Genomic DNA, 13,770 nt, shown 5'->3' with positions numbered 1-13,770 from the left:
TACCAGGAGGGCTTTTGCACACCACGCAGACGGAAATCGAAGCGCCGGGCCCATCTGGCCCGTTGAAGGGCACGCTCTTGTCCCCGGACACCAGCGACATGCCGGTGGTGCTGATCGTGCCGGGCTCGGGCGCGACCGACAGAAATGGCAACGCGCCGAGCTGGCTTCAGGCGTCGACGTACCGGTTGCTCGCGGAACGATTGTGCGAAGAAGGCATCGCGTCGGTTCGAATCGACAAGCGCGGCATGTACGGCAGCGCGTCGGCGATACCGGATGCCAATGATGTCGTGATCGACGACTACGCGGCGGACGTCCATTCGTGGGTAGCCGCCATCCGCGCGCGGACAGGTGCTTCCAGCGTATGGGTGTTGGGGCACAGCGAGGGCGGTTTGGTGGCGTTGCTGGCGGCGCGGCAATCGACCGACATTGCCGGCCTGATCCTGGTTGCCGCGGCGGGGCGTCCGCTCGGGCCCGTATTGCGGCAGCAACTGCAATCGAACCCTGCCAATGCGCCGATCCTGGACAATGCACTTTCGATCCTCGATTCCCTGGAAGCCGGGGATCGGGTAGACGCAGCCAGCATCGATCCAGTACTCATGCCGGCGTTCAGGCCGCAAGTCCAGCGCTTCCTGATGAGCGAATTGACCATCGACCCGGCAGCGCTGCTGGCCGGTTACACGAAACCCGTGCTCATCGTGCAGGGCGCGCGGGATATCCAGGTTGCCGTGCAGGACGCGGAACTGTTACAGCGAGCAAATCCGCAGGCCGAAATGGCGCTGATCGCCGACGCCAATCACGTTCTCAAGGCCGTCCGCACGGCGGATCTGCAAGAAAACCTCGCTGCTTATTCGAACCCGGATCTGCCACTCGCGGACGGTGTCGTGGAGGCTATTTCAGCGTTCGTGCACGCATCGGCATTGAATCGGGCCTAGTCTCGGCCGAATCCGGTTCGTCTTTCGTGGCGGCTTGTGCCACGGCGAGTAAGCGCTGGATGACGTCGAGCGTCTGCCGTCCGCAAGCGGGCGGGACCGCATCAACTGGCCCGGGCCGAACGCATTGAGCGGGAGCCGGCGGCAGGGGAGATTCGACGGGCAAACGAAATCGCCGGAAATCGTGCCGCGTCAGCGACTCAGATAATCTGTTACGCGCGCCTGCAGGTGCGGGATTGCGTCGGTGAGCCGCAGATACGCATCGACATCCATCAGTGTCCATTCCTGGCCTTCGTTGCCGAAACGGATCGCGGCGATTTCCGCTCCGCTCAACCAACTGGCGAAGAACCAGTGTGGCAGGCGATCCGGTCGACTGGACGGATAGACCCGCGACCAACTGATCCGGCTGCCCGGTATCGTCACGCCGAATTCCTCATGGAGTTCACGCAGCACGCAAGCTTCGGGCGTCTCGTCCCCTTCCCGGCCTCCGCCCGGCAGGTCCCACTGACCGGGAAACGGTATGTCGGGTTTGTCGTCGCGTCGATAGACGAGGATTTCCCGGTCCTTGAAGAGTGCGATTTTCGAACCACTGAAGGGGGCGAGCGATTCCATGCATGATCCATATCGTGGAAGCGGGGTTGTCATTGTAGATTCTCGGCATCCGCGCGTTCGCTCGATTTAATATAAGCATCCGTCTGGTACGACAACGATGACAGAGCGCGCTACGGCTGCTACCGCTCGTCAGCTTGAAACCATCCAGCGATGAATCCGCCTGTTATGAAGACTCTTTCTATAAAAAGCGGCCAATGGGTGTCGATCGGTGGACGGCAACAGAAAAATGAACCATGACAAACCTGATTCGATTCCGCGTTCGACCGGTATTTCACGGCAGCGATCTTCTGGTCGAGGTACTCGACGACCATCGCACGGCGGATTTTCCAGACGTCGCCGCGATCCTGCAAGACGCGCTGCATTCGGTCCAGGTTTCGCATCCGGATGGCCTTGATGAACCCGAGGTCGCCTTGTCTCAGGACCGTTACTTCAGCTACTGGGCGTATTCCCGCGGCAACTACGAAATAGACGACGATATCTGGGGATTGTTCGTCACGGCGACGTTCGACAACGCGCGCGTCGTCGCGGACGTCGAAAGCGCACTCCTGTCGACGCGAAAGTTCGTCAAGGAAGACGTGCATTTCAGCAGGTTCGAGTGAGTTGAAGAGGGCCGGGAAAGCGTGCGTAACCACGACGAACGGCGGCTCCCCGTGGCCAGCACGGACCATTCCAGTTCGATCAACGCCAACCGCGGAAATTCGCAAAGCAGCAAAAATCAAGCCGGCGATGCGCACAAGCGCTCCACCGGCCCGCAACGTAAAACCGCAATCAATCCAGGCGTAGGCGACCGCACAAGGCGATCCCCCGACCTCACCCCCGCACAGCCTTCACCACATACTGACTCGTCGGCACCACATCGATCTTGTCGAAATCGATGAAGCGCCCGCAGCTGTCCATCATCTCCGCCACGTTCCGCTGGAATTTCTCGTCATCGCCGACTGCATCGAAGAACGCATGCGGATCGGTCATCGCCGCAGCGGGGAAGCACTCCTCGACGATCGCGTCGTACCCCGGCGCCGCATGCGTGAGCGCCCGCACGACGACGTTCTGCACATACAGGAAGTTGTCCTGCGTATCGATCGCGACGCGCGTGTGATGCCCGTGCCACACATCGAGCCACGCTTCGTGCGTCAGCCGCGGCGGCCGCTTCAAAAATGCGAGCTGCGAAAATCCGGTCGTGCGCTCGCCCGGCCGCGCCGGAAAGCGCGTATTCGGAATCGGCTGCGACTCGGTAACGAGATACGCCGCCATGTGCGGGACCACGGCGCGCACCGCGTCGTCGAACGGCTGACGGAACATCGCATTCGCGCTATCGACCCACACCGCGACGATCCCGTCGATGCCAGGACGCGTGTTGGTCTGCTTCAGGCCGGCAGCCGGCGCGACATCCGCATCGGCGACGTTCACCTGCACGCCGTGCGCACCGAGCGACAGCAGCTTGTCGGCGAGCTGCGCGCGCACCGTGCGGCTCCACTGATCGGGCGCGGCCTGCGTATCGCGCCACAACACATAAATGACTTTCTCCATTGCTCCGGCTCCAGAAGGAAATGACGGGATCGGCGGCGTTGCCGCCGGGATTCAGGAAGCGGCTTCAGTCGATCCGGCCGTCTGATGCGCATCCGGCGCGAACCGGTTCGCGGTCAGCGTGAACGACGGCGGAATCGGCGACGTGACGGTTTCGAACAGCCGCTCGTGGCGCGTCGCGTGAATGCGCCACACGCCATCGCGTTTCACGTACTGGTCGTCGTAGAACGCGGTGCCGTGCAGCAGGTAGTTATCCTCAAGATTGATCGCGTGATCCTCGAGAAACCACACGCCGCACGCGTGATCGGCCGACACCAGCGTGAGCTCCGGGTGATGGCCGTGATGCATCGTCAGGAAGGTCGGCTTGCCGATCAGCGCACGCAGGCTCGACACGAACGCGTCGCGACCGTCGTACGCATAGCGGCCGCCATACAACCGCGCTTCGCAGTCTTCCGTCAGGCAATCGGCGAGCAGCGCCCAGTCGTGCGTGTCGACCGCGCGGAAATACCGGTACTTCAGCTGTCGGATCTGCTCGTACTCGTGGAGCGTGCGGGTCGTGTCGTCCATCGCCGGGTCTCGTGGTGGTGTCGTTCGATGGTAGGAACGAAGCCGCCTGCATCACATCGTCTGTTCGGACGAACGCGGCAGACACTCGTCAACACCGGTGCCGAAACGATTCGCGGTTTCATCCGAACGGGTGATGGCCGACGCATCGCGCGGCGGTAACGTGGCATCGACGCGGCGTTCGAACCGCGCCGGTACCGAACAAGGAGACAGGATGACCCTCATCGAATCGCTGGAAGCGCGCGTGCGCCGGCTCGAGGACGCCGACGCGATCCGCCGGCTGAAGGCGCGCTACTTCACCTGCTGCGACCGCAAGGATCCGGAAGGGATGCGTGACTGCTTCGCGCCCGGCCCCGTGCAGATCGACTACGGCCGGATCGGCAGGTTCGATACACGCGACGCGCTCGTCGACGTCTTCGCGCAACTCGGCTGCCATCCGCACATCGTCGAGATGCACCACGGCGTGAATCCCGAGATCGACGTGCTCGACGCGACGCATGCACGCGGCACGTGGGGCCTGCACTACCAGATGATCGACACGAATGCGCGCACGCTCACGCAGCTCGGCGCGTACTACGACGACGCATACCGGAAGGTCGACGGCGAATGGAAGATCGTGGGCACGCGCTGCGTCGTCACGTCGACGCTGTCGGCCCGCTACGAAGGCGATGCGCCGGGCGTGCTGTTAGCCGGCACGCAGCCGCCGGGCGCGTGACGCACGCGAACGCCATCCACGTGGCGCTCAGCCCATTCCACAGGAGACATCGAACATGACACAGAACCACGAGGCGCCGGTCGCCGTCGTGACGGGCGCCTCGCGCGGCGCGGGCAAGGGCATCGCGCGCGCGCTCGGCGCGGCCGGCATGACCGTGTATGTGACGGGCCGCTCGCAGAACGAAGGCGATGCGCCGCTGCCCGGCACGATCCACGAGACCGCACGCGAGATCGATGCGCTCGGCGGGCGCGGGATCGCGGTGGCCTGCGACCACGCGGACGACGCACAGGTGCAGGCGCTGTTCGAGCGTGTCGAACGCGAAAGCGGGCGGCTCGACATCCTCGTCAACAACGCGACCTACCTGCACGATCAGCTGATCCTGCCGGGCCCGTTCTGGGAGAAGTCGCTCGATCTCGTCAACATCCTCGACGTCGGGCTGCGCTCGGCCTATGTCGCGAGCTGGCACGCGGCGCGGCTGATGGCGCAGCGCCGCAGCGGGCTGATCGCGTTCACGTCGTCGTTCGGCGCGAGCTGCTACATGCACGGCGCGGCGTACGGCGCGCAGAAGTCCGGCGTCGACAAGTTCGCGAAGGACATGGCCGTCGACCTGAAGCCGTTCGACGTCGCGGCCGTGTCGATCTGGATGGGGCCGCTGCGCACGGAGCGCACGACGCGCGTGTGGGAGGAACACCCGGATCTCTACAAGGAATTCTCGCTCGTCGCGGAAAGCCCCGAATTCACGGGCCGCGTGATTCACGCGATCCACGGCGATGCGCAGCGCATGGCGTTGTCGGGGCAGGTGCTCGTCGGTGCGGAAGCCGCGTTGCGCTACGGCATCGCCGATCTCGACGGCAAGCAGCCGCCTTCCTACCGCGAACTGCTCGGCGGCCCCGTGCAAGCGCATCCGGCGATCGTCGCCTGAGGAGCACGCATGGGCATCCTGACAGGCAAGGTCGCGCTCGTGACGGGCGCGGGGCAGGGCGTCGGCCAAGGCGTCGCGCAGGCGCTCGCGGCGGAAGGGGCGCACGTCGCGGTGGTCGGCCGCACCCTCGACAAACTGCTCGCGACCTGCGAGACGATCCGCGCGCGCGGCGGCGTGGCCGAGCCGTTCGTGTGCGACGTGATGGACGCGGAGCAGATCGCGCAATGCGTCGACAACGTCGTCGCGCGGTTCGGTGGCGTGCAGATCCTGATCAACAACGCGCAGGTCGTGCCGCTCGGCCGTTTGCTCGACGTGACCGACGCGAGCTTCCTGGCGGGGCTCGAATCGGGGCCGATCGCGACGCTGCGCATGATGCGCGCGTGCCATCCGCATCTGAAGGGTGACGGCGTGATCGTCAATTTCGCGTCGTCGGCCGCGGTGCGCTGGGATGCGTCCGGCTACGGCGCGTATGCGGCGACCAAGGAGGCGATTCGTGCGCTGACGCGCGCGGCGGCTTGCGAATGGGGCGTGGACGGCATCCGCGTGAACGCGGTCGCGCCGCACGCGTTGTCGCCGGGCCTGAAAGGCTGGGTCGACGCGAATCCGCAGGAGGCTGCGGCGTTTTTCCGCACGATTCCACTCGGCCGCGTCGGCGACTGCGAGCAGGACATCGGGCGCGCGATCGTGTTTCTGGCGAGCCGCGACGCGGCATACCTGACGGGCGCGACGCTGCCGCTCGACGGTGGCCAGGCTTACTGGGGTTGAAGGCGGGAATCGAAGGCGCGCGGCACGGGAGCCGCGCGCGAATCATGGGACGGCAAATCCGCGCATGGGCGTAGCGCGGCAGCCGGCAAACCGGAATCGAAGCGAGGACGACATGGGTCGACTGGAAGGAAAGGTAGCGATCGTCACGGGCGGTGCGCGTGGCATGGGCGCGGCAACGTGCAGGCTGTTCGTCGAGGAAGGCGCGCGCGTCGTGATCGGCGACGTGCTCGAGGCGGAGGGCGAAGCGCTCGCGCGCGCGCTCGGCGACGCGGCGCGCTTCATGCGGCTCGACGTCGCCGACGAAGCGAGCTGGGTGCGCGTGACCGAAGCGACGATGGCGCAGTTCGGCCGGATCGACGTACTGGTCAACAATGCCGCCGTGCTGACGTTCGGCGGCATCACCGAGTTGTCGAAACGCGATTTCGAGCGCGCGGTGTCGATCAACCTCGTCGGAACGTTCGTCGGCATCCGGACCATCGCGCCGTGCATGATCGCGCAGAAGAGCGGGTCGATCGTCAACATCTCGTCGGTGGACGGGCTGCGCGGCGTGAACGCGCTGGCCGCGTACGTGTCGAGCAAGTGGGGCGTGCGCGGGCTGACGAAGGTCGCGGCGCTCGAACTCGGCCATCAGGGCGTGCGCGTGAATTCGATTCATCCGGGCGGCGTGAACACCGTGATGTCGAACCCGACCGGCGCGCCGCTCGAGGAAATCAACCAGCACTATGCGAACGTGCCGCTGCAACGCGTCGGCCTGCCCGAGGAAATCGCGCGCGCGACGCTGTTCCTCGCGAGCGACGAAGCGTCGTACTGCAACGGCGCCGAACTGGCCGTCGACGGCGGGATGGCCGCAGGCGCGTATTATCCCGGATTGCCCGGCGCGCCGTTTTGAGCAGGGGCGCCTGCGACACGCTCACGTCAGATGTTTGTGTACGCAACCTAATTCAGGGTTTGCCTGAGTAGCGAAAACCTGAATTCGCCCGGCCCGCGCTCGCGTGGGCCTCACGCGGGAGCGGCGCGCCAAATTTGCCGCTTCCGCGAAACCCTTGCCGGACGGCCGTCCTGGCCGTTTCGTCCCCAAAGCGCGCGCCATGGCGCGGTAAAAAGCACGCACATGCAACCGGCGTGCCGGCGCGCCGACATAGTTGTTTCTTGTTGCAACGCAACGTTTGCCGAATAACGGCGATGGTATGCTGGCCGTCATGGAGTTGTACGGCAGGTTGCTTGTATGGCGAAACTCGCGTTCGCAATTACTAAAGAGACATCACCTTCTCTCGCACGCATCGCGGCATTGACGCGCGCTCCGCTCGCGCGTCCCGTCCTGCGCGCCGCCGCACCCTGCGCTCCAATCGCATCCCCCATCTCGCGGGCTCGCCCCGCAACCCCCATCCTCGCCCAATAATCTGGAGACACTTCATGTCGCACAACAATCTGGCCGAAGCAACACACGGCCCGCTGATCGCTCCGCCGGCTTTCGTCAAACATCGCAAGCTGATCGACTGGGTGTCGCGCATCGCGGCGCTGACGGAGCCCGAGCGCGTCGTGTGGTGTGACGGTTCGCAGGAAGAAAACGACGCGCTGTGCCAGGCGATGGTCGATCAGGGCACGCTCAAGCGCCTGAACCCGGCGAAGCGCCCGAACTCGTATCTCGCGCAATCCGATCCGTCCGACGTCGCGCGCGTCGAGGATCGCACGTTCATCTGCGCGGCCTCGCGCGACGACGTCGGCCCGACCAACAACTGGATCGAACCCGCCGAAATGCGCGAGACGCTCAACGGCCTGTTCCGCGGCTCGATGCGCGGCCGCACGCTGTACGTCGTGCCGTTTTCGATGGGCCCGCTCGGCTCGCCGATCGCGCACGTCGGCGTCGAACTGTCCGACAGCCCGTATGTCGTCGTGAACATGCGGATCATGACCCGCATGGGTCGTGAGGTGTACGACGTGCTGGGCGAGGACGGCGAGTTCGTGCCGTGCGTGCACAGCGTCGGCCATCCGCTCGAAGCCGGCCAGCAGGATGTGCCGTGGCCGTGCAACCCGGTCAAGTACATCGTGCATTTCCCCGAAACGCGCGAGATCTGGAGCTTCGGTTCGGGCTACGGCGGCAACGCGCTGCTCGGCAAGAAGTGTTTCGCGCTGCGTATCGCGTCGACGATGGGCCGCGACCAGGGCTGGCTCGCCGAACACATGCTGATCCTCGGCGTGACGTCGCCGGCCGGCAAGAAGTATCACGTCGCGGCGGCGTTCCCGTCCGCGTGCGGCAAGACCAACTTCGCGATGCTGATTCCGCCGCAGGGCTTCAAAGGCTGGAAGGTCACGACGATCGGCGACGACATCGCGTGGCTGAAGCCGGGTCGCGACGGCCGGTTGTATGCGATCAACCCGGAAGCCGGCTTCTTCGGCGTCGCGCCGGGCACCGGCGTGAAGACCAACCCGAACGCGATCTCGACGCTCAGCGAAAACGTGATCTTCACGAACGTCGCGCTGACGGAAGACGGCGACGTGTGGTGGGAAGGGCTGACCGACACGCCGCCCGCGAAGCTGACGGATTGGCAGGGCAACCCGTGGACGCCTGAAACGGCCAAGGAAACCGGCCGCAAGGCCGCGCATCCGAATTCGCGCTTCACGGCGCCGGCCGCGCAGTGTCCTTCGATCGACGACGACTGGGAGAATCCGGCCGGCGTGCCGATCGATGCGTTCATCTTCGGCGGCCGCCGTTCGACGACCGTGCCGCTCGTGACCGAGGCGCGCGACTGGGTCGAAGGCGTGTACATGGCCGCGACGATGGGCTCGGAGACGACCGCCGCCGCGGTCGGCCAGCAGGGCATCGTGCGCCGCGATCCGTTCGCGATGCTGCCGTTCTGCGGCTACAACGTCAGCGATTATTTCGCGCACTGGCTCAAGCTCGGCAAGCAGCTCGAAGGCGCGGGCGCGAAGCTGCCGAAGATCTACTGCGTGAACTGGTTCCGCAAGGATGCGAACGGCAAGTTCGTGTGGCCGGGCTTCGGCGAGAACATGCGCGTGCTGAAGTGGATGCTCGATCGTCTCGAAGGCACTGGTGGTGGCGGCGAGCATGCGTTCGGCGTGTCGCCCGCGTATGAGGACCTGCACTGGGACGGCCTCGATTTCACGCGCGATCAGTTCGATGCGGTGACGTCGATGAACGCGGATGAATGGCGCGAAGAGTTGAAGCTGCACGCGGCGCTGTTCGATATGCTGAAGCTGCGCCTGCCGGCCGAAATGACCGACACGATGAAGAAGATCGAGCAGCGCATCGGCGCCTGACGGTTCGCATTCGCGTAGTCATCCTGACGTCCCGCCGCCGGCATGCATCGCCGGCGGCGGGACGTTTTGCATCGGCGCTCCACACGCGCCGTTCGCCTACTGCGCGCGGCAATGCGCGACGACTTCGTCCACCGCGCGCTGCACGTCGCCGCGCCGGTAGCGCAGCAGCGCGCTGTCGGCCGGATCGGGCTCGTACGACACGACGTTGCCGCGCCCCGTGTAGATCGCGATGTCGGGCAACAGCGGATGCTCCTGGTCGAGCGACGGCACGTCCCGCGGATTGCCGGCCGCGCGGAAGAACGCCGCGAAGTAGTCGGCGAAGCTGAGATTCTCGTCGCCGACGAGGTACGCCTTGCCCGCTTCGCCGCGCTGCAGTGCGCCCCAGATCGCTTCCGACAGCGATTGCGTCGAGATGAAGTTGCTGCCGCCGGCCGGCCCGAACACGGGCAGCCCCGCGAACTGGCCCTGCGCGTAGCCGGTGTACGCCGCGAACATCTCGTTGCGCAGCCCCGGCACCGACCCGACGACGAACGGCGCGTTGACGCTGCACACTGCGAACGACGGCGTCGCGAGCGCGCGTACGCGTTCGTCGGCGAGATGGCGCGAGCGCACGTACGGCACCGTGTCGACCAGCGCCGGCGCGACCTGCGGATAGAAGCTGCCGACCAGCACCGCACGCTTCACGCCTGCCTCGCGCGCCAGCGCGAAGAAGCGCGGCACCGCGTCGACGTTCGCGCGTTCCCAGTGCGCGGCTTCGTCGGTGCCGGGCGGCAGGTGGCGGATGTCGTTGCCGGCCGCGAACACCACGGCGTCGAACGGTGCGAGGTCGTCGCGTGTGAAGTTGCCGGCCACGTAATCGCGCAGCAGCACGTCGAACTGCGCGAGCGCGCTGCCGGGTGCGGGCGGCTTGCGCGCGGCGAGCGTGACGAGGTTGCCCTGCGCATGCAGGTGCAGCGCGGCATGGCCGCCGATGAGGCCGGTGCCGCCGACGATCAGGATCTTCATGATGTCTCCGAAAGCGGCGCAATGTCGCCGCGTGAAATGAACAGGCAAGCGGTGCCGCTCAGAAATTGAAACCGTTGCCCGTGACGACGGGCAGGTTGGTCCAGACGCCGTTCGGGTCGCGATACCAGCCGGCCGCCGCGAGCGCGCCGCCGTCGACATGCAGCGTCGTGCCGGTGACCCACGCGGCGAGCGGGCTCGCGAGGAACAGCGCGGCGCCCGCGATATCGCCGGCCGCGCCGAAGCGCCCGAGCGGGATCCAGCGCGGGATGTGCCCGTGATGCTCGGCCGCGACCATCGCACTGACGGGCACCTGCGGCGTCTCGGTGGTTTCGGGTGCGATCTGGTTCACCCGAATGCCGGCCGGCCCGAGTTCGAGCGAAAGGCTCTTCGTGAAGCCGGTCAATGCGGCCTTGAACGACGCGTACACGGTGCAGTTCGGAATCGCGCGAAAGCCTTCGATCGACGACACGCCGACGATGCTGCTGCCCGCGCCGCGCTTGCGCAGCAGCGGCAGCATCGCGCGCGTGACGAGGAAGACCTGGCGCAGGTTCACGTCGAACAGCCGTGCGATGTCGTCGTCGGTGCAGTCGTCGAACGGTTTCGCGATCTGCAGGAAATCGCCCACGTTGTTGACGAGCACGTCGAGGCCGCCGAAGCGCGCGTCGACGCTTCGCGCGAATGCTTCGACCTCGTCGCGGCGCGTGACGTCCACGGTGCCGACGAGCGCGTCGACGCCTGCCGCTTCGAGTGCGTGACGCACGTCCTGCGCGCGGGCCGGGTCGATCTCGGCTACCGCGACGCGCGCACCGGCCGCGCCGAACGCTTCCGCGCATGCGCGGCCGATGCCTGCTCCGCCGCCGGTGACCAGCACGGCCTTGCCGGTGAATGAAATCATCGATGGGCTCCTTTGAACCGGAAGGCAGTGGGCGGCGTCACAGCGACGACACCAGTTGCGCGTTGTCGATCCGCAGCTCCGCACCGTTCACGAAACGCGATTCGTCGGACGCGAGGAACAGCACGAGATTCGCGACGTCCTGCGGGTCGCACATGCGCGCCATCGGATCGCTGCCGATGCCGAGCGCGGCGGGGTCGAGATCGGGCATCAGCGCCTGCGTCATCGGCGTCCAGATGCCGTCCGGATGGATCGAATTGCAGCGGATCCGGTAGCCGCTGCGCTTGCAGTGCACGGCGACGCTGCGCGCGAGCGCCGTCACCGCGCCTTTCGACCCGGTGTACGCGCACATCATCGGCAACCCGCCGAGCGCGGCGACCGACGACATCATCACGATCGAGCCTGGCGTGTCGTTGCCCTTCATCGCGCCGATCGCGTGCTGGCAGCCGAGGAAATAGCCGTCGGCGTTGGTCCGCATCACGCGCCGCCACGTGTCGAGGCTCGTGTCCTCGATCGAACCGACCGGGCAGATCGCCGCGTTGTTGACGAGCACGTCGAGGCGGCCGAAGCGCTCGAGCGTCGATGCGATCGCCTGCTGCCAACCGGCTTCGTCGGCGATGTCGTGGCAGACGAACAGTGCCGCGTCGCCGATCTCGCGGGCAAGCGCACGGCCCGCGTCCTCGTCGATGTCGGTCAGCACGACACGCGCACCTTCGGCGGCGAGCAGCAGCGCATCCGCGCGGCCGACGCCACTTGCCGCGCCGGTGATCAGCGCGATCTTGTTTGCGACTCGATTCATGGTCGGTCGGATTCCCTTGACGTTGAAAGAAGGCGCGCTCATGCGGCGCCCGGTACGCGACCGGCCTTGATCGCGTCGAGCGCGGCCGTGCCGTAGATCTGCGCGATCGTGTCGTCCACGCGCGGGTTGGTGCGCAGCTCGTGGCCGCCGTCGACCGCGAAGCTCTGGCCGGTCACCCAGCCCGACTCGGGGCCGGCGAGATAGCGCACCGCATGCGCGATCGCGTCGGGTTCGCCGAGCGTGCCGAGCGGGATGTGCTCGAGAAAACTGTCGACGAGTGCGCGGTCCTCGAACATCGGCGCGGTCGCTTCCGAGCGCGTGAGGCCCGGGCGCACCGCGTTCACGCGGATCTTCGCGCCGGCCAGTTCCTCGGCCGCGCCGCGTACGAGCGCTTCGAGCGCGGCCTTCGCGGTGCAGTACGCGGACAGCCAGCGGAAATTGATCTGCGCGGCCGTCGACGAAATGCAGACGATCGCGCCGCCGCCGCTGTCGGCGAGCCGCGGCGCGGCATGACGGATCGCGGCGAACGCGCTGTGCAGGTTCAGGTCGATTTCCGCGCGGAAGGTGTCGGCGTCGTGCAGCAGCAGCGGCCGGAAGCCCGCGCCGCCGACCGTCGGCACGACGATGTCGAGGCGCTGGTCGAGCGCCCACGCGCAGTCGAGGGCGGCCTGCAGGTCGCCTTCGTCGCAGGCGTCGCCCGCATGGATCGCGACGCGGCTGCCGGGCACGGCGTCGGTCAGGTGCCGCTGCGTGCGTTCGAGCGCGTCGTGGCGGCGGCCCATCAGCACGACGGCTGCGCCGTCGGCGACGAGCGCGTGCGCGCAGGCCGCGCCGATGCCGCCGGCGCCGCCCGTCACGAGCGCAGTGCGGCCGTTGAGGGGAGCGGAGGTGCGCATCGTTCAGCCCTCCAGCGGCAGGTCTTGCGCCCAGTCGACGTGCAGCGTGCGCGCGGCGAAGCGCCACGTGCCGCCGTCGAGCACACAGCGGTCGCGATAGCGCAGCCCCCAGTCGAGCTTGCGCTTCACGCCGTCGCGCACGTAGACGTGGCAGGCGACGCCGTAGGTCTCGACGTCGGCCTCGTCGCCGTCGAGCGTGACGAGCTGGTTGTGCACGTGATGCTGGGTCGCTTCGTAGCGCTCGATCACGCGCATGCCCGTGACGATCGCGTCGCGGTTGTCGAAGCGGAAGCCGGGGCCGGCCAGCGTGGCATCGGGGGTGAAGAGCGTGGTGAGGCGTGGCCAGTCGCGCCGGTCGACGGCTTGCGCGTAGCGGCACGCCAGTTCGTACAGCGCGTGGCGGGGATTGGAATCGGTCATGCGTGGGCTCCCGTGGAAGAACGGAACGCGTGGGCCGCGCAAGGCGGGCCGACGCGACGGCAGTGCGACGTCGACGCGCAGGTTCGCATCGCGCAGGCCGGGATTCATCGTCCATACGGAGCAGGGCGCGGGTCGGGGAAAACACCGGGGCAGGCCGCTACGCATCACGTGAGGGCGCAGGGATGGTGCGGCGCAGCGACCCATGCGCGAGATGCGTCTGACGATTCGTGCGGCCGGCTGCGGCAGGCGCGCGACGTGCCGCGTTTGCTCCGCGTGGGCGAAGCCGTGGCGCGTGATGTTGCGATGCGTCAGGCCGCGCATCGTCCGCTCAGCGTTTGCCCCTAGTCGAAATGGACGATGGCCGGCGGCCGGGCGCTGGCTACCGTGCAGTCATCCGGCGCCGCATGTGATGCACGCCGGACACGAACCGCACCAGCGGACAACCGGA

15 protein-coding genes are annotated in these 13,770 nt (G+C 66.9%); 7 read left to right on the top strand and 8 right to left on the bottom strand.

The window, feature by feature from the left end; genetic code table 11:
* Positions 1 to 14: 14 nt before the first annotated feature.
* Positions 15 to 932 carry an alpha/beta hydrolase gene (locus tag CFB41_RS25070; protein ID WP_089458291.1) on the top strand — a complete coding sequence of 306 codons (918 nt, stop codon included), beginning with the start codon at positions 15 to 17 and terminating at the stop codon, positions 930 to 932.
* Positions 933 to 1,121: 189 nt separating this feature from the next.
* Here the strand turns inward: CFB41_RS25070 and CFB41_RS25065 are convergent, their stop codons facing one another.
* On the bottom strand, positions 1,122 to 1,541 hold the full coding sequence (locus tag CFB41_RS25065) for an NUDIX hydrolase (protein ID WP_089458290.1): 420 nt from the start codon (positions 1,539 to 1,541) through the stop codon (positions 1,122 to 1,124).
* Positions 1,542 to 1,774: 233 nt separating this feature from the next.
* Between CFB41_RS25065 and CFB41_RS25060 the strand changes: the two genes are divergently transcribed.
* On the top strand, positions 1,775 to 2,140 hold the full coding sequence (locus CFB41_RS25060) for a hypothetical protein (protein ID WP_089458289.1): 366 nt from the start codon (positions 1,775 to 1,777) through the stop codon (positions 2,138 to 2,140).
* 211 nt (positions 2,141 to 2,351) lie between these two features.
* On the opposite strand, the gene CFB41_RS25055 is transcribed toward CFB41_RS25060, so the two are convergent.
* Entirely contained in the window at positions 2,352 to 3,068 is a 717-nt protein-coding gene (locus CFB41_RS25055) for an EthD domain-containing protein (protein ID WP_089458288.1), read from the bottom strand.
* 51 nt (positions 3,069 to 3,119) lie between these two features.
* A complete protein-coding gene (locus CFB41_RS25050) occupies positions 3,120 to 3,632 on the bottom strand; it encodes a nuclear transport factor 2 family protein (RefSeq protein WP_089458287.1) in 513 nt (170 codons plus the stop codon).
* A gap of 211 nt (positions 3,633 to 3,843) precedes the next feature.
* On the opposite strand from CFB41_RS25050, the gene CFB41_RS25045 reads away from it, so the two are divergent.
* The 5 genes from CFB41_RS25045 (at position 3,844) to CFB41_RS25020 (ending at position 9,310) form a co-directional block, all read left to right on the top strand.
* Positions 3,844 to 4,344 (top strand): nuclear transport factor 2 family protein, encoded by a 501-nt coding sequence (locus CFB41_RS25045; RefSeq protein ID WP_089458983.1) that lies wholly within the window; start codon positions 3,844 to 3,846, stop codon positions 4,342 to 4,344.
* A gap of 55 nt (positions 4,345 to 4,399) precedes the next feature.
* The gene (locus tag CFB41_RS25040) at positions 4,400 to 5,266 is read left to right on the top strand and encodes an SDR family NAD(P)-dependent oxidoreductase (RefSeq protein ID WP_089458286.1); all 867 of its coding nucleotides are present in this window, start codon (positions 4,400 to 4,402) and stop codon (positions 5,264 to 5,266) included.
* A 9-nt stretch (positions 5,267 to 5,275) separates the two neighbouring features.
* Positions 5,276 to 6,031, top strand: a complete 756-nt coding sequence (locus CFB41_RS25035; RefSeq protein WP_089442408.1) for an SDR family NAD(P)-dependent oxidoreductase — start codon at positions 5,276 to 5,278, stop codon at positions 6,029 to 6,031.
* Between the two features lie 112 nt (positions 6,032 to 6,143).
* Positions 6,144 to 6,920, top strand: a complete 777-nt coding sequence (locus CFB41_RS25030; protein ID WP_089458285.1) for a glucose 1-dehydrogenase — start codon at positions 6,144 to 6,146, stop codon at positions 6,918 to 6,920.
* Positions 6,921 to 7,444: 524 nt separating this feature from the next.
* The gene (locus CFB41_RS25020; RefSeq protein WP_089458284.1) at positions 7,445 to 9,310 is read left to right on the top strand and encodes a phosphoenolpyruvate carboxykinase (GTP); all 1,866 of its coding nucleotides are present in this window, start codon (positions 7,445 to 7,447) and stop codon (positions 9,308 to 9,310) included.
* Between the two features lie 96 nt (positions 9,311 to 9,406).
* On the opposite strand, the gene CFB41_RS25015 is transcribed toward CFB41_RS25020, so the two are convergent.
* From CFB41_RS25015 to CFB41_RS24995, 5 genes are read right to left on the bottom strand one after another with little or no spacing between them, the layout of a single operon-like run.
* The gene (locus CFB41_RS25015) at positions 9,407 to 10,315 is read right to left on the bottom strand and encodes an NAD(P)-dependent oxidoreductase (RefSeq protein ID WP_089458283.1); all 909 of its coding nucleotides are present in this window, start codon (positions 10,313 to 10,315) and stop codon (positions 9,407 to 9,409) included.
* Positions 10,316 to 10,373: 58 nt separating this feature from the next.
* Positions 10,374 to 11,210, bottom strand: a complete 837-nt coding sequence (locus CFB41_RS25010; RefSeq protein ID WP_089458282.1) for an SDR family NAD(P)-dependent oxidoreductase — start codon at positions 11,208 to 11,210, stop codon at positions 10,374 to 10,376.
* A 37-nt stretch (positions 11,211 to 11,247) separates the two neighbouring features.
* Positions 11,248 to 12,006 (bottom strand): SDR family oxidoreductase, encoded by a 759-nt coding sequence (locus CFB41_RS25005; RefSeq protein ID WP_089458281.1) that lies wholly within the window; start codon positions 12,004 to 12,006, stop codon positions 11,248 to 11,250.
* Positions 12,007 to 12,044: 38 nt separating this feature from the next.
* Complete coding sequence (locus CFB41_RS25000) at positions 12,045 to 12,902, bottom strand: SDR family NAD(P)-dependent oxidoreductase (protein WP_089458280.1); 858 nt, start codon at positions 12,900 to 12,902, stop codon at positions 12,045 to 12,047.
* A gap of 3 nt (positions 12,903 to 12,905) precedes the next feature.
* A complete protein-coding gene (locus CFB41_RS24995; protein ID WP_089458982.1) occupies positions 12,906 to 13,322 on the bottom strand; it encodes a nuclear transport factor 2 family protein in 417 nt (138 codons plus the stop codon).
* Positions 13,323 to 13,770: the final 448 nt, after the last annotated feature.

The organism is Burkholderia sp. AU33803, assembly GCF_002223095.1.
Classification (GTDB): domain Bacteria; phylum Pseudomonadota; class Gammaproteobacteria; order Burkholderiales; family Burkholderiaceae; genus Burkholderia.
Note: the sequence above shows the minus strand (reverse complement) of the source record. Positions and strands in the feature narration are given on the sequence as shown.

Coding starts and splice junctions, on each gene's coding strand:
- CFB41_RS25005 (WP_089458281.1), bottom strand. CDS start 12,006: ATGAATCGAGTCGCAAACAAGATCGCGCTGATCACCGGCGCGGCAAGT.
- CFB41_RS25045 (WP_089458983.1), top strand. CDS start 3,844: ATGACCCTCATCGAATCGCTGGAAGCGCGCGTGCGCCGGCTCGAGGAC.
- CFB41_RS25000 (WP_089458280.1), bottom strand. CDS start 12,902: ATGCGCACCTCCGCTCCCCTCAACGGCCGCACTGCGCTCGTGACGGGC.
- CFB41_RS25065 (WP_089458290.1), bottom strand. CDS start 1,541: ATGGAATCGCTCGCCCCCTTCAGTGGTTCGAAAATCGCACTCTTCAAG.
- CFB41_RS25050 (WP_089458287.1), bottom strand. CDS start 3,632: ATGGACGACACGACCCGCACGCTCCACGAGTACGAGCAGATCCGACAG.
- CFB41_RS25010 (WP_089458282.1), bottom strand. CDS start 11,210: ATGATTTCATTCACCGGCAAGGCCGTGCTGGTCACCGGCGGCGGAGCA.
- CFB41_RS25020 (WP_089458284.1), top strand. CDS start 7,445: ATGTCGCACAACAATCTGGCCGAAGCAACACACGGCCCGCTGATCGCT.
- CFB41_RS25060 (WP_089458289.1), top strand. CDS start 1,775: ATGACAAACCTGATTCGATTCCGCGTTCGACCGGTATTTCACGGCAGC.
- CFB41_RS25040 (WP_089458286.1), top strand. CDS start 4,400: ATGACACAGAACCACGAGGCGCCGGTCGCCGTCGTGACGGGCGCCTCG.
- CFB41_RS24995 (WP_089458982.1), bottom strand. CDS start 13,322: ATGACCGATTCCAATCCCCGCCACGCGCTGTACGAACTGGCGTGCCGC.
- CFB41_RS25030 (WP_089458285.1), top strand. CDS start 6,144: ATGGGTCGACTGGAAGGAAAGGTAGCGATCGTCACGGGCGGTGCGCGT.
- CFB41_RS25035 (WP_089442408.1), top strand. CDS start 5,276: ATGGGCATCCTGACAGGCAAGGTCGCGCTCGTGACGGGCGCGGGGCAG.
- CFB41_RS25055 (WP_089458288.1), bottom strand. CDS start 3,068: ATGGAGAAAGTCATTTATGTGTTGTGGCGCGATACGCAGGCCGCGCCC.
- CFB41_RS25015 (WP_089458283.1), bottom strand. CDS start 10,315: ATGAAGATCCTGATCGTCGGCGGCACCGGCCTCATCGGCGGCCATGCC.